Consider the following 17,796-nt stretch of genomic DNA (forward strand, 5'->3'; position numbering starts at 1 on the left):
ACCGCCGCCCGGCGACCGGGAGAGGGCGGGGCGGGCGGCGCGGAGCCCCGGAGACCGGTGCGCCGGACCGCCGCCGGGCCCCGCGAGGGGCGCGGACTACGGCGCCCCGCTGCTGTGCGCGATGCACGCGACGTCGATGCGGTCCGCCAGCTTCGCCAGCTCGATGGTCAACGCGGCGACCGTGTCCTCGTCCAGCCTCTGCTCCCCGGCCTCGACAAGATGCAGCCACCGCGCACCGACGGTCCGCAACAACTTACTCACGTCGGCCGCCGCCACCTGCAAGGCACCGCGGTCGTCGACGATCAGAGGCAGGGTCACTTCGCGGTTCACAAAACGGGATGGTAGCCGCGCAGCGCTCACGCACCCTGCCAAACCGTGGTGATGTTGCAGAACTCCCGGATTCCGTGCCCGGACAGCTCACGCCCGTACCCCGACCGCTTCACCCCGCCGAACGGGAACGCCGGATGGGAGGCGGTCATGCCGTTGACGTACACGGCACCGGCCTCCAGGTCCCGGGCGAACCGCTCCACCTCGCTCTCGTCCCGCGTCCACACGTTGGAACTCAGTCCGAACGGCGTGTCGTTGGCGATCAGCACCGCTTCGTCCAGGTCGTCCGCCCGGTAGAGCGTGGCGACCGGACCGAACGCCTCCTCGCGGTGGATGCGCATCTCCCGGGTGATGCCGGCCAGGACGGTCGGCGGGTAGTACCAGCCGGGCCCGTCCGGCCGCTCCCCGCCGCACAGCACCTGCGCCCCGCTGCGCCGGGCGTCGTCGACCAGCTCCTCCAGGTCCTTCCTGCCCTGCTCGCTGGCGAGCGGGCCGACCTCGGTCTCCTCCGCCAGCGGGTCGCCGAGCCGGAGCGCCCGCATGCCCGCGACGAACCTCTCGGCGAAGGCGTCGTACACGTCGCGGTGGACGATGAACCGCTTGGCCGCGATGCAGGACTGGCCGTTGTTCTGCACCCGCGCGGTCACCGCGATCTCGGCCGCGCGGTCCAGGTCGGCGGAGGGCATGACGACGTAGGGGTCGCTGCCGCCCAGCTCCAGGACCGTCTTCTTGATCATTTCGCCGGAGGTGGCGGCGACCGCCCGGCCCGCCGGCTCGCTGCCGGTCAGGGTGGCGGCCTTCACCCGTTCGTCGCGCAGGATGTCGTCCACCGCGCCGGAGCCGATCAGCAGCGTCTGGAAGCAGCCCTCCGGGAAGCCCGCCCGGTGGAAGAGATCCTCCAGGTACAGGGCGGTCTGGGGGACGTTGGAGGCGTGCTTGAGCAGGCCGACGTTGCCCGCCATCAGGGCGGGCGCGGCGAACCGGATCACCTGCCAGAGCGGGAAGTTCCACGGCATCACCGCGAGGACCGGGCCCAGCGGGCGGTACCGCACCCGCACCCGGGAGGCACCGGAGTCATGGACGTCCGCCTCGGCGGGCTCCTCGTCCGCGAGCAGGCGCTCGGCGTTGCCGGCGTACCAGCGCATCGCCTTGGCGCACTTGGCGGCCTCGGCGCGGGCCTGCTTGACCGGCTTGCCCATCTCGGTGGTCATCACCCGGCCGATCTCCTCCTGGTCCTCCTCCAGCAGGTCGGCCGCCTTGCCCAGCAGCCGGGCGCGATCGGCGAAGGAGGTCGTGCGGTACGTGCGGAACGTGGCCTCGGCGAGCTGGAGCCGGCGTTCCAGCTCCTCCTCGCCCATGGGCTCGTACGTCTTGAGTGTCTCGCCGTTCGCCGGGTTCACCGTCGCGATGGGCATGGCTGACCTCCCTGGGAGCGGGCTTGTCTCGACCTTCGCGCGCGCCCGCGCCCGTCGCAACGCGAAAGGCCCCTGTTCAGCCCGAGTGCTCCGCCAGCCGGTCGAGAAACGCGGCCTGCGCCGTGATGATCACCGCACGGGCCCGCTCCGGAGCGAACCACGCCACCCGGTCCAGCTCCGGGAACTCCTGCGTGCGGCCGGACCGCGGCGGCCACTCCATGGTGAAGGTGCCCGGCTCGATCGTCTCCGGATCGAGGTCCGCCTCCACCGCCCACGCCGTGACGATCTTGCCGTTCGCCTGTACGACCTCGCCGAGGGGTACGGCCTCGCCGTCGGGCGGGGCCAGGCCCAGCTCCTCCTGGAACTCCCGCCGGGCCGCCTCCCAGGCCGGCTCGTCCGCCTCGTACTCGCCCTTGGGCACGGTCCAGGCCCCCGCGTCCTTCTTCGCGAAGAAGGGGCCGCCCATATGGCCGAGCAATACTTCCAGTCCCTCATCGGTGTGCCGGAACAACAACAGTCCCGCACTGCGCTTCGTGGTCCGCACCGTCACGGCCTGACCTCCGGGTGGGCTGCCAGCAGAGCCTCCACGGTATCGGCCTCCACGGGCCGCTTGTCCTCGCGGTAGCGGACCACGCGGGCGAACCGGAGGGTGACGCCGGCCGGGTAGCGCGAGGAGCGCTGGAGGCCGTCGTAGGCGATCTCCACGACGAGTTCGGGGCGGACCCGGACGCCCCACCCGTGCTCCTCGGCCGCCAGTTCCCGCAGCCGCTCGGTCTGCCAGGTGAGCATCGCGTCCGTCATGCCCTTGAACGTCTTGCCGAGCATGGCGAAGGTGCCGTCCGGGTTGCGGGCCCCCAGGTGGAGGTTGGAGAGCTTGCCGGTGCGCCGGCCGTGGCCCCACTCGGCGGCCAGCACCACCAGGTCGAGGGTGTGGACGGGCTTGACCTTCAGCCAGGCGGCACCGCGCCGCCCCGCGCTGTAGGCCGCGTCGAGCCCCTTGACCACCACGCCCTCGTGGCCGCGGGCCAGGGTGTCGGCGAGGAACCGCTCCGCCTCCGGGATGTCCTGCGGCCCCGAGACCAGCGCGCGCCGCACCCGCATCGGCTCGGGGACCAGCCGGGCCAGCTCCGCGTGCCGTTCGGCGAACGGCAGGTCGAGCAGGTCACGGCCGTCGACCGAGAGGGCGTCGAAGAAGACGGGGGCGACCGGCGTGCCCTCGGCGGCCCTGGCCACGTCGGTGCGTGAGCCGACCCGGCCCGCGGTCTCCTGGAAGGACCGGGGCCGGCCCGCCGCGTCGAAGGAGATCACCTCCCCGTCCAGGATGAACCGCTCGGCCGGCAACCCCAGCGCGACGGAGGTCACTTCGGGCAGCCGGTCGGTGATGTCGTCCAGGGTGCGGGTGTGCACCCGGACGCTGTCGCCCTCCCGGTGCACCTGGACCCGGATGCCGTCCAGTTTCTCCTCCACCGCGCAGTCGCCCAGCTTCTCCACCGCCTCGGCGACCGACGACGCGCTGTGCGCCAGCATGGGCAGCACCGGGCGGCCCACCGTGAGCCGGAACCGCTCCAGCGCCGCGGGACCCTCGCCGAGCAGCGCCTGGGCCACCGTCTGCAGCGACCCGGCGAGCATCACGGCCCGCCGCACGTCCGCCGGGTCCGCGCCGGTCGCCCGTGCGAGGCCCTCCACCGCGACCGCGTCCAGGGCGCCCTGGCGCACCTCCCCGGTGAGCAGGCCGAGCAGGAAGCGCTGCTCGTCCTCGGTGGCCGCGCCCATCAGCTCGCCGACGATCCGGGCCCGCTCCGCCTGGGAGCCGGGCCCGGAGACCTCACCCAGCCCGGTGAGCCGGGCGTCGACGTCGCGCACGGTCAGGGAGGGCTCGGCCGCGGGCGGCACCGGCCGGCCGAGCACCTTCCACCCGACGCCGAGCCGGCCCTGCGGCAGCCGTCCGGCGAGGTAGGGGATGACGACCGGGACGTCGTCCGCCTCCGCCTCCCGGAACAGCTCCGCGAGCAGTTCGGTCTTGCGGGACCGGGCCGCCGTGGCGGCCACCTCCCGGGACACCTGGGCGAGCCGGGTCAGCAGCATGCAGCCATGGTGCCTCAGCGCCCCGCCGGATGCGTGGTTCCCGGGAGCGCGTCGTCCTGGCCGGGGGCGTCGCCGCAGGCCGCGCGGTTGCACCTCCCGCTCCGAAGGTGCTGTATTGACAAAACGGATTGCTGTTTCTGCAATGGGGGCATGAGCACAGACGACGTACTGTCCGAAGTGGGGCCGCGGCTGCGCAGGATCCGCAAGGAGCGGGAGGTGACCCTGTCCGCGCTGTCCGAGGCCACCGGCATCTCCGTGAGCACGCTCTCGCGGCTGGAGTCCGGTCTGCGCAAGCCCAGCCTCGAACTGCTGCTGCCGATCGCCCAGGCCCACCAGGTGCCGCTGGACGAACTGGTCGGCGCCCCGCCGGTCGGCGACCCGAGGGTGCGGGCCAAGCCGATCGTGCGGCACGGGCGGACCATGTATCCGCTGACGCGGCAGCCGGGCGGACTCCAGGCGTACAAGGTGGTCGAGCCGCAGCGGACGGCCGAACCCGACCCGCGCAGCCACGAGGGGTACGAGTGGCTGTACGTGCTGGCCGGCCGGCTGCGGCTGGTGCTCGGCCGGCACGACGTCGTGCTGTCGGCGGGTGAGGCCGCCGAGTTCGACACGCGCGTGCCGCACTGGTTCGGCTCGGCGGGCGACGGACCGGTGGAGTTCCTGAGCCTGTTCGGACCGCAAGGGGAGCGGATGCACGTGCGGGCGCGGCCCACCGCCGGTAAGTGAGACCGGTGGACTGTTCCCTGATCTCACGTGCGGTCGCGGCCACCGCCGGCAAGTGAGACCGGTGGACTGTTCCCTGACCTCACGTGCGGGCGCGGCCCGCGGTCGGTAAGTGAGACCGGTGGACTGTTCCCTGACCTCACGTGCGGGCGCGGCCCGCGGCCGGTAAGTGAGACCGGCGGACCGTTCCTGATCTCACGTGCGGGTGCGGCCCGCGGCCGGTAAGTGAGACCGGCGGACCGTTCCCTGATCTCACGTGCGGTCGCGGCCACCGCCGGCAAGTGAGACCGGTGAACTGTTCCCTGATCGGCAAGCGACCGCTTAGTATGCGATCGGACCCGGTCAGACAAAGCAGTCCCGTGGAGGCCCCGCATGCAGGCATGGCAAGTGCACGAGAACGGCGAGCCCGGCGAGGTGATGCGCCTGGCGGAGGTGGAGCGCCCCACCCCCGGCGACGGCCAGGTGCTGCTGCGGGTGCGCGCCGCCAACGTCAACTTCCCGGACGCCCTGCTGTGCCGGGGCCAGTACCAGGTGCGCCCGCCGCTGCCGTTCACACCCGGCGTGGAGATCTGCGGCGAGACCGAGGACGGCCGCCGGGTGATCGCCAACCCGGCGCTGCCCCACGGCGGTTTCGCCGAGTACGTCCTCGCCGACGCCGGCGCCCTGCTGCCCGCCCCCGAGTCGCTGGACGACGCCGAGGCCGCCGCGCTGCACATCGGCTACCAGACCGGCTGGTTCGGTCTGCACCGCCGCGCCCGCCTGGAGGCGGGGGAGACCCTGCTCGTGCACGCCGCCGCCGGCGGTGTGGGCAGTGCCGCCGTGCAGCTCGGCAAGGCCGCCGGCGCCACGGTGATCGGTGTCGTGGGCGGTGCGGACAAGGCCGCCGTCGCCCGTGAGCTGGGCTGTGACGTGGTCGTCGACCGGCGTGCCGAGGACGTCGTCGGCGCAGTGAAGGAGGCCACCGGCGGCCGGGGCGCGGACGTGATCTACGACCCCGTCGGCGGCGAGGCCTACGCGCAGTCGGCCAAGCTGGCCGCCTTCGAGGGCCGGATCGTGATCGTCGGCTTCGCCAGCGGCACGGTCCCGAGCCCCGCGCTCAACCACGCCCTGGTGAAGAACTACTCGATCCTCGGCCTGCACTGGGGCCTGTACAACACCCAGAACCCCAAGCTGGTCCAGCACTGCCACGAGCAGCTCACCGGGCTGGCCGCCCGGGGCGCCGTCAAGCCGCTGGTCAGCGAGCGGGTCCCGCTGAGCGAGGCCGCACGGGCCGTGCAGCGGGTCGCGGACGGCCGGTCCACCGGCCGGATCGCCGTGGTGGGGGAGGGGGCGGCATGACCGACGCCGCGGAACTGACGCGCCGCACCAGGGAGTTGCTGGCCGCCCACCCGCCGGCCGACACCGGCCGCCTGGACTTCCTGCGCGCCCGCTTCGACGCCGGCCTCGCCTGGGTGCACTACCCCGAGGGCCTCGGCGGACTGGGCGCCCCGCGCTCCCTCCAGGGCGTGGTGGACGCCGAGCTCCAGGCCGCCGGCGCCCCCGACAACGACCCCCGGCGCATCGGCATCGGCCTCGGCATGGCCGCGCCGACGATCCTCAAGTACGGCACCGAGGAGCAGAAGCGGCGCTTCCTGCGACCCCTGTGGACCGGTGAGGAGGTCTGGTGCCAGCTCTTCAGCGAACCCGGCGCCGGCTCCGACCTGGCCGCGCTCGGCACCCGGGCCGTCCGGGAAGGTGACGACTGGGTCGTCAACGGGCAGAAGGTGTGGACCTCCAGCGCCCACCTCGCCCGCTGGGCCATCCTCATCGCCCGCACCGACCCGACCGTGCCCAAGCACCAGGGCATCACCTACTTCGTCTGCGACATGACCGATCCGGGCGTCGAGGTCCGGCCGCTGCGCCAGATCACCGGCGAGGCCGAGTTCAACGAGGTCTTCCTCACCGACGTCCGCATCCCCGACAGCCACCGCCTCGGCGAGGTCGGCGACGGCTGGCGGGTCGCGCAGACCACCCTGATGAACGAGCGCGTCTCCATCGGCGGCATGGCCCTGCCCCGCGAGGGCGGCATGATCGGTCCGGTCGCGAAGACCTGGCGCGAACGCCCCGGACTGCGCACCCACGAGCTGCACCAGCGGCTGCTCAAGCTCTGGGTCGAGGCGGAGGTGGCCCGGTTCACCGGCGAGCGGCTGCGCCAGCAGCTCGTCGCCGGACAGCCCGGCCCCGAGGGATCCGGCATGAAGCTCGCCTTCGCCCGCCTCAACCAGGAGATCAGCGGCCTGGAGGTGGAGCTGCGCGGCGAGGAGGGGCTGTCGTACGACGACTGGACCATGCGCCGCCCCGAACTCGTCGACTTCACCGGCCGCGACGCCGGCTACCGCTACCTGCGCTCCAAGGGCAACAGCATCGAGGGCGGTACCAGCGAGGTGCTGCTGAACATCGTCGCCGAGCGCGTACTGGGGCTGCCCGCCGAGCCGCGCACCGACAAGGACGTCGCCTGGAAGGACCTGGCCCGATGACCGATCTCCTGTACTCCGAGGAGGAAGAGGCGCTGCGGGCCGCCGTCCGCGACCTGCTCACGGACCACTGCGCCCCGGCCGGCGTCATCGCCCGCACCGAGACGGACGCCCCGCACGACATGCCGCTGTGGAAGTCGCTCGCCGGCGGCATGGGCCTGGCCGGCCTGCTGGTGCCCGAGGAACTGGGCGGCCAGGGCGCCGGCCATCGCGAGGCCGCCGTGGTGCTGGAGGAGCTGGGCCGCGCCGTGGCACCCGTGCCCTACCTGTCGAGCGCCGTCGTCGCCACCGAGGCTCTGCTGGAGTGCGGGGCGGACGACCTGCTCGCCGAGCTGGCGTCGGCGACGACGATCGGGGTCCTCGCCGTCGGTCTGCACACCGCCCCGGGGGCCGGCTGCCCGGCCGTACGGGTGGAGGACGGCGCGCTGCACGGCGAGCTGACCGGCATCGCCGACGCGGCGATCGCCGACGTGCTGCTGGTGCCCGCCGACGACGGCGGTCTGTACGCGGTACCGGCCTCCGCCGCGACGATCACCCCGCAGGTGTCCCTCGACCTCACCCGGCCGCTCGCCCGCGTCACCCTGGACGGGGTGCGTGGCGCCCGACGGCTGGGCGACGCCGCTCCCGCCGTACGCCGCGCCCTGCGGGCCGCCGCCGGACTGCTCGCCTCCGAGCAGCTCGGCGTGGCCGACTGGGCGCTGACCGAGACGGTCCGGTACCTGAAGGAGCGCAAGCAGTTCAACCGGCCGGTCGGCGGCTTCCAGGCACTCAAGCACCGGCTCGCCCAGCTGTGGCTGGAGGTCGTCCACCTGCGGGCCGCCGCCCGTGCCGCCGCCGACGCGCTGGCCTGTGGCGAGGACACCGACGTCTCGGTGGCCGTCGCGCAGGCCTACGCGGCACCCGTCGCCGTCCACGCCACCGAGGAGGCGCTGCAACTGCACGGCGGGCTCGGCATGACCTGGGAACACCCGGTCCACCTGTACCTGAAGCGGGCCAAGGCCGACTCGATCGCGTACGGCACGGCCGGCGCGCACCGCTCGGCGCTGGCGGAACTGGTCGATCTCCAGGCGCCCTGACCCCGGACACCGGGCCGGTCCGGGCGGGGGCGGGACGCGCTCACCCCCAGCGGGCCCGCCCGGAGCCCTTCCTCGACGCCCACCCCTCCGCGTGACACCACACGATCGGAGGACATGTCAGCCGCCCGGACGAAGCCTCCGCTACGCCACACTTGCGGCCGAACGCCGCACATGGGGCGTGGCGGAAGGGGTTCCGATGGCGATTTCCATCTCTGTGGTGCTGCTGCTCCTGATCCTGGCCGTGATCTTCATGCGCAACGGCGCGCTGAAGGTCTCCCACGCCCTGGTCTGCATGCTGCTGGGTTTCTATCTGGCCAGCACGAGCATGGCGCCCACCATCCACAGCGGGCTCACCGCGACCGCGGACCTGGTGAGCAGCCTGCGGCCCTGACCCGGCCGGCGCTCAGGCCGCCGAGAAGACGCCGATGCCGTTGGGCACGGGGCGCTCGGCGCCGCCGCTCGGGTGGTTGCGCACGGTCACCGTGGTCTCGTCCGTGCCACGGGTGACCATCTCCGTGGAGCCGCCGCCGTCCAGGTTGAAGGCGTCGGTGGCGCCCAGCGACCGCATGGTGTCCGCCTCCTCCGCGACGGTCAGGCCGGAGCGGTAGGCGGCGGCGCCGTCCAGCGCCAGGAGCAGCAGTCGCCGCCCGTCGTCCTTGGTGCCCACGACCGTGCGCACGGCCGAGGTGACGTCGTTCAGACCGGACAGCGGGGTGCCGCCCCGCAGTACCGGAAAGCCGCCGATCGCGAACGCGTACGGCACCTTGGACGAGGCCGCCACCAGGGAGTGCGTGATATCCACCGGGTCGCCGACCGACAGCCCGCGCAGCTGCCGTGCGCCGTCCTCACGGCCCAGCAGCACCGTGGTGTCGGCGGGGATCGTGCCGCTGCCCGGGGCGTCCGAGGCGGACACCACCCGGCCCCCGCGCACCTTCACCTCGTAGGTGTCGTCGCTGCACGGCGCCGACCGCTGGGTGTCGGTGCCGCAGACGGCGCGCACCCGTGAGGCGCTGCCCCAGCGCGCGGTGAAGGCGCCGACCGAGTTCACCGGCAGGGCGTACTGGTTGAGGCCCTTCAGGGGCAGCCGGCCCTGCGGTGTGCCGACGGTGCCGGTCAGGGAGAGGCGGTCGAGCCTGGCCCGCCGGTCGGTGCCCACACCGAAGACCTCCAGGGTGTTCGTGCCCGGAGGCAGCGCCGGCCCGAACCGCTGGCCCTTCGGCACCGCCGCCTTGAGCGCCTGGCCGGCCGCCACGGCGGGTCCGACGGCCGCGCCGGTGGCCTCCACACCCGGGTGCTGCGTCTCGGTGATGTCGAAGAAGTCCCCGTTCACCCCGGCGACCGCCCCGGCCGAGTCCGCCAGCCGGGAGACGGTCGCGCGGGCCGCCACCACGCCCGGGTGGAGCAGGTCGACACGGACGTGCGGATCGGCCAGGTCCACCGTGAGCAGGTGGGCACGGGCCGTCCCCCCGGCCGTCTCGATGTCGAACTGCCGGTAGGTGACGCCCGGTGCGATCCGCTTGCCCGCGGACGCGGCACCGGCGGGTGCCGCACCCGTCGGTGCCGCACCCGCCGGAGTCGCGCCGGACAGCACGACGAACGCCGTGACAACCGTGAGAACCGTTCGGCCCGCCGCCGAACGTCTGCCGCGTCTGGTCACCGTGTCCCCTGACGTCTCGTCAACTGCTCCTGTGTGCAGGGGCAGTGCACCAGACTCAGGGAGCCGCAGGGCCGACTAGGCGTCGACGACGCGAGAACGGGTGAGAAAACGCACCCCGTCGGGTGCCTCCAGCGAGAAACCGCTGCCCCGTCCCGGCACGACGTCCACGATCAGCCGGGTGTGGCTCCACAGCTCGTACTGGCTGCGCGACATCCAGAACGTGACGGGCTCCGGCACGCCCTCCACCGCCAGCTCCGCCAGCAGCACGTCCGAGCCGCCGGTGCGGAACTCGCCGTCGGGGTAGCACATGGGGGCGCTGCCGTCGCAGCAGCCGCCGGACTGGTGGAACATCAGCGGGCCGTGTTCGGTTCGCAGACGGCGCACCAGGTCCGCCGCCGACGGGGTGAGTTCGACGCGCGGGGTCTCCTCGTCCATCTTCGCCCTCCTGGACGGCCGGGGTGCCGACCGGTCCAGTCTCACGGTCGGTCAGCAGCGCGTCCAGAAGGCGTCGTTCACCGGTGGCCGAGCACGTTGACGACCCGGCCGCCCGGGTCCCGGACGAAGAACCGCCGCACTCCCCACTCCTCGTCGGTCAGCGGGTGCACGATCTCCGCGCCGCGCTCCCGCATCGCCGCGTAGGCCGCGTCGACGTCCTCGACCTCGATGCTCAGGTCCGGGGCCACCGGAGCGGTCAGATCCTCACTCATGAGGCTCAGCTGGACGGCCGGGTTCCCGGTGGAGGCGAGCGTCCTGATCCACCCGTGGTCCATGACCTGCTCCAGGCCCAGGACGCCGTAGAACTCCGCGCTTTCGGGCAGGACGGTCGACTGGATGTTGGGCACGACACGGCGTACGGACATGATCGGGCTCCCCCTGGTCGTCGGCTCTGACGAGGGGTCAGCGTAGTCAGGCGTACGCGTCACCGCTCCGGTCGGGCTCGGTCGGGATGCCGGCCCGCCCGGGTGCTCGGCCGGTGTGGCGGGTCGGTCGGGTGCCGAAGCGGTCGGGTGCCGGACCGGGGTGCGGGGTCGGTCGGGGTGCTCGGCCGGTGTGGCGGGCCGCTCCGGTGCGGGGCCGGGGGGGAACCTGGTCAGGCGGTGTCGCGGACGTGTCGCATCAGCAGGGCGTACAGCGCCGAAGCCACCGCCATCCCGGCGGGCAGGGCCAGGTCGACGCCGCCCAGGGCGGCGGCCACGGGGCCGGTGTAGGCGGTGTCGACGCACAGCGCGGAGGCGGCCACACCCGCCCCGAGGGCCAGCGCCCCGGACCAGTTGACTCCGCCGGTGTACCAGAAGGGCCCGGCAGGGGACTCGTCGGCGAGGGCGGGGCCGTCGTAGCGGTTGCGGCGCAGCAGGATGTCCGTGGCGTAGACGGCCGTGCTCGGGCCGAGCAGGAGCACGGTCAGCTGGAGCACGTCGCCGACGGTGCCGAGGAAGTCCGAGACGAGCAGCGCGTACAAGGTCAGGGAGACCGACACGGCGCCGTCGACGAGGACGCTGAGCGAGCGCCGGATGCGCAGGCCGACCGCCTGCAGGGCGAGACCGGCGCTGTAGGCCGTCAGCGCGTTCAGCGCGACCGTGCCGAGGACCAGCGCGAGCAGGAAGACCGGACGGAACCAGCCGGGCAGCAGCGGCTGGAGCGAGGACTCCGGGTCGTTCATGTCGACGGCGGTCGCCGCACACGCGCCGAGCCCGCACACCAGGACGCTCGACACGAAGCCGCCGAACGCAGTCCAGCCCGCCACCGCCCTCGCGGGCGTGCTGCGGGGCAGATAGCGGGAGAAGTCCGCGCTCGTGGTGTAGGAGAGCGGCCCCGAGGCGATGAGGGCGACACCGGCCGGCAGCGTCGCCCACAGGGCGGTGCCCGTCAGCGGCCGCTCGGGGACGTATCCGACGTCCGTGTGCCGCAGCACCACCACCCCCACCGCGGCGAACACCGCCGTCAGGACCAGGGTGACGGGCAGGTAGAGCCGGACGATCGCGGCATGGCCGTAGACGCTGATGGCGAGCGTGACGGTGGCGACGAGCACCACCACCGCGGCCTTCACCCCGGTGTTCACCGGCAGTCCGGCCCTGTCCACCAGGGCGAAGGCCGCGGTCGCCGCGGCGGCCAGGTTCAGCGCGAAGTAGCACACGGAGATGAGCCAGCCGGTCACCGCGTTGTTCACCCGGTTCCCGCGCACCCCGTACATGGCCCGGGTGACGACCTCGCTCGGCGCGCCCGCCACCGGGCCCGGGACCGCCAGCAGGCCGGTGAGCAGCCAGAACAGATTGCCGACGACGATCACCGCGAGGGCCTGCCACAGGGTCAGCCCCATCAGCACCAGGCTGCCGCCCACGACCAGGCTCAGGTAGTTGACGTTCGCGGCGGCCCACACGGAGAACAGCTCGCCCGGGCGCCCGCGGCGTTCGGAATCCGGGATGTGGTCGATGCCGTGCGCCTCGACGCCGCCGGTGTGCCCGGTGTGCCCGGTATGCCCGGTGTCCCGGTATGCGGTGGTGCCGTCGGTGGTGCCGTCGAGAGGTGTGGGCCGCGGGCCGGGGTGCGGGTCGGGGAGCGTGGACGCCATGGGGCCCTCCGGAAGCGGTGGGATCGGCCTGGTCGCTTATTGGGCAGGTGACCAGTTGCTTATTGGTCGCACACTCAATAGCATCGCCGACATGTCGTCAAGCGTTCAGCGCAAGCGGATCCGCAAGGACCCCGCCGCCCGGCGGGCCGAGATCGTCGGGGCCGCGGCGGCTGTCGCCCTCGCCGAGGGACTGGAGTGCGTCACCCTGCGCCGGATCGCCGAGGATCTCGCCGTCCGCCCCGGGCTGATCAGCCACTACTTCCCATCGGCCGAGGACCTCGTCGCCGAGGCGTTCGGCAGCGCCGCGACCGGTGAGCTGGACCGGCTACTGCCGGGCGAGCTTGGTGAGATCGGTGAGAGCGGCGAGGCGGGGGAGCCGGAGGGTGAGTCGTCGGTCGGGCGTGCTGGGGTCGGGGAGCCGGAGGGTGAGTCGTCGGTCGGGCGTGCTGGGGTCGGGGGGTTTGAGGGTGAGCCGTCGGTCGGGCGTGCTGGGGTCGGGGGGCCTGAGGGTGAGCCGTCGGTCGGGCGTGCTGGGGGCGGAGAGTCTGACGGTGAGCCGTTGGCCGAGCGCGCCGGAGGCCGGGGCTTCGGCGGTCGGTCTGCGGCGGGCCGAGGGGGGCCGGGCGAGTTCGACGGCGAGCCGTCGGCCGGCCTCGGCGAGGTGCGCGAGTTCGGCAACCGGTCGCCGGCCGGCCGCGCCGGGGCGGAGGAACTCGACCGCCCGGTGCCGGCCGCCTCGCTCGCGGGTACGCCCACCCGACGTCTGGCGCGATTCCTCGCCCGTACCTCGGGAGAGGAGTACGACGCGATCAGCCGGCTGTGGATCAACGCCCGCCACCTCAGCCGTTACCGGCCCGTGCTCCGGGACCGCGTCGCCGAGCAGGAGACCGCCTGGCGCGACCGGCTCGAAGCGCTGATCCGGGACGGAGTGACCACCGGCGAGTTCGGCACGGACGATCCGCGGGCCACCGCCATCCAGATCCTGGTCGTCCTCGACGGCCTGGGCGTCCACGCGAACACCGCGACTCCGCAGCGACCGGCCGCGGTGCTCCGTATGCCGGTCACGACTGCGGAACGCGAACTCGGCCTGCCACCCGGCACGCTGGACCACCCCACCGGCTGACCCGTGCCCACCAGCTGACCTGTGTCTAACGGCTGACTTGTGCCCACCGGCTGACTTGTGCCCACCAGCTGACCTGTGTCCACCGGCTGACCTGTGTCCAGCGGCTGGCCCCCGCCTGACGGCCGACCCCCGTCTGACGGCTGACTGCGCGTTACGGGGGCTGCCCGCTACCGCCTCCACCCGCCTCCACCCACCTTTGACCCCGTCGACCTCGGCCGCGTTGGCCGGCCTCCGCTACCCCTGGCCCACGTTTGCTCCCGCCCCCGTCCGACTCCCGCGCCCGTCTCACGCGTGCATCACCCCCCTTGCCGTCCGCCAGACCCCCGCGCCGCCCGTCCTGCCGTCCGCCAGACCCCCGCGCCGCCTGCCGTCCGCCAGATCCCCGTGCCGACTGCATTCGGCCTGATCCCCCTGTCGCCCGCCTCACCCCTGCCGCCCCCTCCGTCATTGACGCCTGCCCCCCTCATGAGCGAAGGAGCCCCCGTGGCCGCCGATCTCGTCCTGCTCTCCGCCCGGCTGCTCGACCCCGGTACGGGCCGGTTCCTCCCGCACACCGCGCTCGCCGCGGAACGGGGGCGGATCAGCTTCCTCGGTGACGACCGGGACGCCCGGGCCCTCGCCGGGTCCCGCACCACCGTCGTCGACCTGCGTGGAGCGGTGGTCAGCGCGGGGTTCACCGACGGGCACCTGCACCCGGTCTCCGGCGCCGAACGCACCATGGGTGTCGACCTGTCCACCTGCCGCGACCTGGACGCCGTACGGGCCGCGCTCGCCGCGGCGGTGCGGGAACTGCGGCCCGGCGCCTGGGTACGCGGCTGGGGCCTGGACCCCAACGTCTTCGGCACCGCACCCGTCGGCAGCGCGGCCCTCGGCCCCGTCCTCGACGGGGTGCCCGCCCTCGTCGACCTGTTCGACGCGCACTCGGCGCTGGCCAGCGACCGCGCGCTGGAACTGGCGGGCATCGACGGCCCGCGCACCTTCGGTCAGGGCTCGGAGATCGTCTGCGACGACGCCGGCCGGCCCACCGGCCTGCTGCTGGAGGACGCGGCCTGCGAACTCGTCGAGGCGGTCGCCCCCCGGCCCACCGACGCCGAGATCCGCAGCCGTGCCGCCGAGGTGCTGGCCGCCATGGCCGCCTCCGGACTCACCGGCGGCCACGCCATGGACGCTAACGGGGACAGCCTCGCCGTCTACGCCGCCCTGGAGGCCGAAGGCGCCCTGCCCCTGCGTCTGCGGATCGCTCCCTGGTGCCGGCCCGAGGCGGACGACGACGCCGTCGCCGGTCTCGTCCGTGCGCAGGGCACCGGCGGCACCCTGTGGCGGGTGGCGGGCGTGAAGCTCTTCATGGACGGCACCATCGACAACGGCACCGCCTGGCTCGAGACCCCCGACTGCCACGGCGAGTCCGGCCACGCTCACTGGCCCGACCCGCTCCGCTACACCCAGGTGATCGCGGCACTCCACCGCGCCGGTGTTCCCACGGCGACCCACGCCATCGGCGACGCGGCTGTGCGGCACGTACTCGACGCCGTGGAAATGGCCCAGGCCGACAGTGGCGGGGCGGACGGTCCGGGCGTCGTCCGGCACCGGGTCGAGCACATCGAGACCGTGCCCGACGACACCGTACGACGCTTCGCGCCACTCGGCGTCGCCGCCTCGATGCAGCCCACCCACTGCTGCGAGTTCACCCGGGCGGACCACACCGACAACTGGTCGCGCCGGCTCGGCGAGGAGCGGGCGGGGCGCGCCTTCCGCTGCCGTGACCTGTGGGAGGCCGGGGCACGGGTCGTCCTCGGCTCCGACTGGCCCATCGCGCCGTACCCGCCGCTCCAGGTCATGGCCGGCGCCCGGCACCGCCGGCCCGCGGACCTCTCCCTTCCGCCGCATGGCCCCGGCCAGGCCCTCACCCCGCTCCAGGCGCTGCAGGGCATGACCGTCAACGCCGCCTGGGCCGCGGGGGAGGAGGACCACGCCGGACGTCTTGCTGTCGGCCACCGCGCCGACCTGACCGTGCTGGCCGACGACCCGCTGAGGGTGCCCGACACCGGGCTGGCCGAGCTGCCGGTGCTGCTCACGGCGGTGTCGGGGCGGATCACGCACCGGGGACCTCAGCTGTAGCGGGACGGCGCGGTCGGAGGAGGCCGGAGGAGGGGGGAGGACGGGCGCGGTGCTGCGGGCGGGTACGGGCGGCCTTCGAGTGGCGGTCCGCGGGGAGGTGCCGGGCGGCTCGATCGCGGCGGCCGGAGGTCAGTCCGATGAGTCGCGTCGTTCCTGGCGGGCGCGGCGGGCGCGGCGGGCCTCCGGCAGGAGCGGCAGCAGCGACAGGACGACGACCAGGCCGACCAGCGGCAGCAGGTAGTCGTCGATGTGCGGAACCGAGGCGCCCAGGGTGAACCCGGCCAGGACCAGCGCCTGCGACCACAGCAGACCGCCGACGGTCTGCCAGATCGTGAAGGCCCGCGCGGGCACGCCCAGGGCGCCGGCCACCGGGTGCAGGACCGACCGCAGCAGCGGTACGAACCGGCCGATCACCAGCGCCTTCCCGTGCCCGTAGCGGGCCAGCAGTCCTTCCGCGCGCCCCGCCGCGGCCCTCACCCGGTGACTGGACGTACGCGCCAGCACCGCCCGTCCGCCGTGCCGCCCGATCAGATACCCCACCTGGCCGCCCGCCACCGCTCCGACGGCCGCGCACAGCAGCACCTGCCACAACGCCAGCCGCGGCGGCTGCTGCGCGCTGCCGGCGCACAGCACCCCGGCCGGGAACAGCAGCGTGTCACCGGGCAGGAAAAAGCCGACGACCAGCAGGCCCGACTCGGCGAAGATCACCACCAGGACACCCAGCGCGCCGAAGGCGGCCAGCACCGAGGCGCTGTCCAGCGGGTTGACGGCTATCACCGGCCGAGCCTCCTGGCCTCCTCGCAGACCTGTCCGCTCCCCAGCATCGCCCGACCGGCGCCCCCGTGCGCGCCGGTCGGACGTCCGGTTGTACGCAAAACCCCGCCCGGCGTCTCAGTCCGGCGGCCCCGTCTCCGGCCGGTGAGCCCCGCCGCCTACGCCGCCCGTGACCACCGCCCCCCCCCCCCGCGGAGCCGCCTGCTTCCAAGCCACGCCGTCCCCGGGTGCCCGACGGACCGTTCCTAGAAGAACCCGAGCTTCTTGGGGGAGTAGCTGCAGAGCAGGTTCTTCGTCTGCTGGTGGTACACGCTCGCCGTCGCCTATGACCTGCGGCAAGGGGTGGAATCGTCTGCTGCTGGGCCGAGTTGGTCCGCACCTGGTCCGGATCTTGCTGCGTGATCTGGTGTTGGCGTGCGAGTCCTGCGGTACGCCATGGCACAGGTTGTAGAGGCCGTCTATGGGCGTCCACGCCAGTCCATGGTGTGTGCGTTGTAGCAGGTCAAGGCTTCGCGGTCCGGTGGCGTCGACTTAGTTGGTGACAGACGTGTGACAGGGCCGGTGATAGATCGAGGCCCTGCCGGGGGCATCCTTGGCGGGCCTCTGCCCAGAGCCGTGAGACGAAGCTTCACCGGAGCGCTCCGGTGAAGCATCACCGTGAAGGTGACTGTGCGTGCATGCGTGACGCGTTCGGCTCGTCATGCAGTTTGTCTTCCCTACGCTGTTCTAGAGGACGCTGAATTTGCGATCGCAGCCATGACGGACGACGTGGCCCGCCAGGCAACTGGGCGGGCTCTGTCGGCTGGAGGGTTGATGCGCTGTGCCCTGCTCGGGCAGGCCAAGCGGTATGCCGGATGCCCGTGGGTGAGTCACGTAGCCGCCGTCGTCGATGCTGAACCCCCCTTCGCTTCCCGTGATGTCGTTCGTGAGGCTAGGTGGGGCCCCAGTTTGTGTCAGGGGCCGTAGGGGCTCCAGTGCCCGTGGAAGGGCTTCAGTCGTCGGCTCGTGGTTCGCGGATCTCGGGCATCCGGGGCGGCGTGCTCAGTGGGTCGAGGCGCTCGACGGTGGTTACTGCCCAGATGATCCATGTTTCAGTTCTGGTCTGGTCTGGCCTGGAGGCGGGGTCTCGACTTGTGTGCGTGCGGCGCTCACGTATTCGGCCAGTCGGGGTCGCGTGGCGCCACGCCGCTTCCTGCGCTTCGAAGTGCCTGACACGGTACGCCTCGGCGTATTGCACGCGGGCCTGTCCCATGGCGGCTTCCCAGCTGATGCGCTTCTGGCTCCCGGAGGGCCTGTCGTTCGCGAGCCGCTACCCGGACACCGACGTCGCCCACAAGAACCTGCGGCTGTACGTCGAACGGCTGCGGGACGTCGTCACGGGCGTCGCCCGCGGTGACGTCCCGCAGTAGGAGAGAG

General features: G+C 73.2%; 17 protein-coding genes and 1 pseudogene. 9 read left to right on the plus strand and 9 right to left on the minus strand.

All coding sequences use genetic code 11. The features are described 5' to 3' along the window. Positions 1–96: 96 nt before the first annotated feature. The 4 genes from GT045_RS18605 to GT045_RS18620 form a co-directional block, all read right to left on the minus strand. A complete protein-coding gene (locus GT045_RS18605) occupies positions 97–330 on the minus strand; it encodes a DUF6213 family protein (RefSeq protein ID WP_345942688.1) in 234 nt (77 codons plus the stop codon). Between the two features lie 26 nt (positions 331–356). Then, on the minus strand, positions 357–1,742 hold the full coding sequence (locus GT045_RS18610) for an NADP-dependent succinic semialdehyde dehydrogenase (RefSeq protein WP_161334852.1): 1,386 nt from the start codon (positions 1,740–1,742) through the stop codon (positions 357–359). 76 nt (positions 1,743–1,818) lie between these two features. Continuing rightward, a complete protein-coding gene (locus GT045_RS18615; RefSeq protein WP_161334853.1) occupies positions 1,819–2,292 on the minus strand; it encodes an NUDIX domain-containing protein in 474 nt (157 codons plus the stop codon). Beyond that, the gene (locus tag GT045_RS18620; RefSeq protein WP_161334854.1) at positions 2,289–3,827 is read right to left on the minus strand and encodes an ATP-dependent DNA ligase; all 1,539 of its coding nucleotides are present in this window, start codon (positions 3,825–3,827) and stop codon (positions 2,289–2,291) included. The genes GT045_RS18615 and GT045_RS18620 overlap by 4 nt, the downstream gene beginning before the upstream one ends. Positions 3,828–3,977: 150 nt before the next feature. Between GT045_RS18620 and GT045_RS18625 the strand changes: the two genes are divergently transcribed. The 5 genes from GT045_RS18625 (at position 3,978) to GT045_RS18645 (ending at position 8,530) form a co-directional block, all read left to right on the plus strand. Continuing rightward, entirely contained in the window at positions 3,978–4,553 is a 576-nt protein-coding gene (locus GT045_RS18625) for an XRE family transcriptional regulator (RefSeq protein WP_161293358.1), read from the plus strand. 369 nt (positions 4,554–4,922) lie between these two features. Further along, complete coding sequence (locus GT045_RS18630; RefSeq protein WP_161293361.1) at positions 4,923–5,888, plus strand: NADPH:quinone oxidoreductase family protein; 966 nt, start codon at positions 4,923–4,925, stop codon at positions 5,886–5,888. Then, on the plus strand, positions 5,885–7,066 hold the full coding sequence (locus GT045_RS18635) for an acyl-CoA dehydrogenase family protein (protein ID WP_161333168.1): 1,182 nt from the start codon (positions 5,885–5,887) through the stop codon (positions 7,064–7,066). Before GT045_RS18630 ends, GT045_RS18635 begins: the two co-directional genes overlap by 4 nt. After that, positions 7,063–8,139 (plus strand): acyl-CoA dehydrogenase family protein, encoded by a 1,077-nt coding sequence (locus tag GT045_RS18640; RefSeq protein WP_161333169.1) that lies wholly within the window; start codon positions 7,063–7,065, stop codon positions 8,137–8,139. Before GT045_RS18635 ends, GT045_RS18640 begins: the two co-directional genes overlap by 4 nt. A 196-nt stretch (positions 8,140–8,335) precedes the next feature. Further along, on the plus strand, positions 8,336–8,530 hold the full coding sequence (locus GT045_RS18645) for a hypothetical protein (RefSeq protein WP_059247976.1): 195 nt from the start codon (positions 8,336–8,338) through the stop codon (positions 8,528–8,530). A 12-nt stretch (positions 8,531–8,542) separates the two neighbouring features. On the opposite strand, the gene GT045_RS18650 is transcribed toward GT045_RS18645, so the two are convergent. From GT045_RS18650 to GT045_RS18665, 4 genes are all read right to left on the minus strand, one after another. Further along, positions 8,543–9,796 carry a phosphodiester glycosidase family protein gene (locus GT045_RS18650; protein WP_345942529.1) on the minus strand — a complete coding sequence of 418 codons (1,254 nt, stop codon included), beginning with the start codon at positions 9,794–9,796 and terminating at the stop codon, positions 8,543–8,545. Between the two features lie 75 nt (positions 9,797–9,871). Beyond that, positions 9,872–10,231 (minus strand): DUF779 domain-containing protein, encoded by a 360-nt coding sequence (locus GT045_RS18655; protein WP_161293367.1) that lies wholly within the window; start codon positions 10,229–10,231, stop codon positions 9,872–9,874. A 77-nt stretch (positions 10,232–10,308) separates the two neighbouring features. Next, entirely contained in the window at positions 10,309–10,656 is a 348-nt protein-coding gene (locus tag GT045_RS18660) for a VOC family protein (RefSeq protein WP_161293369.1), read from the minus strand. 230 nt (positions 10,657–10,886) lie between these two features. Next, complete coding sequence (locus GT045_RS18665; RefSeq protein ID WP_161333170.1) at positions 10,887–12,365, minus strand: cytosine permease; 1,479 nt, start codon at positions 12,363–12,365, stop codon at positions 10,887–10,889. Positions 12,366–12,456: 91 nt separating this feature from the next. Here GT045_RS18665 and GT045_RS18670 point away from each other — a divergent pair. The 3 genes and pseudogenes from GT045_RS18670 to GT045_RS18680 form a co-directional block, all read left to right on the plus strand. Next, a pseudogene (locus tag GT045_RS18670) lies at positions 12,457–12,699 on the plus strand (TetR family transcriptional regulator); the annotation flags it as partial. A gap of 15 nt (positions 12,700–12,714) precedes the next feature. Further along, entirely contained in the window at positions 12,715–13,488 is a 774-nt protein-coding gene (locus tag GT045_RS40730; protein ID WP_345942530.1) for a TetR family transcriptional regulator C-terminal domain-containing protein, read from the plus strand. A 483-nt stretch (positions 13,489–13,971) separates the two neighbouring features. Further along, the gene (locus GT045_RS18680; protein WP_161333171.1) at positions 13,972–15,606 is read left to right on the plus strand and encodes an amidohydrolase; all 1,635 of its coding nucleotides are present in this window, start codon (positions 13,972–13,974) and stop codon (positions 15,604–15,606) included. Between the two features lie 129 nt (positions 15,607–15,735). Here GT045_RS18680 and GT045_RS18685 read toward each other — a convergent pair whose 3' ends face one another. Next, positions 15,736–16,383: a DedA family protein gene (locus GT045_RS18685; protein WP_161334855.1), complete on the minus strand. Its 648-nt coding sequence runs from the start codon at positions 16,381–16,383 to the stop codon at positions 15,736–15,738. Between the two features lie 1,247 nt (positions 16,384–17,630). Between GT045_RS18685 and GT045_RS38950 the strand changes: the two genes are divergently transcribed. Then, positions 17,631–17,789: a hypothetical protein gene (locus GT045_RS38950; protein ID WP_202516532.1), complete on the plus strand. Its 159-nt coding sequence runs from the start codon at positions 17,631–17,633 to the stop codon at positions 17,787–17,789. Positions 17,790–17,796 lie beyond the last annotated feature (7 nt).

This window comes from Streptomyces sp. SID486, assembly GCF_009865385.1.
Classification (GTDB): domain Bacteria; phylum Actinomycetota; class Actinomycetes; order Streptomycetales; family Streptomycetaceae; genus Streptomyces.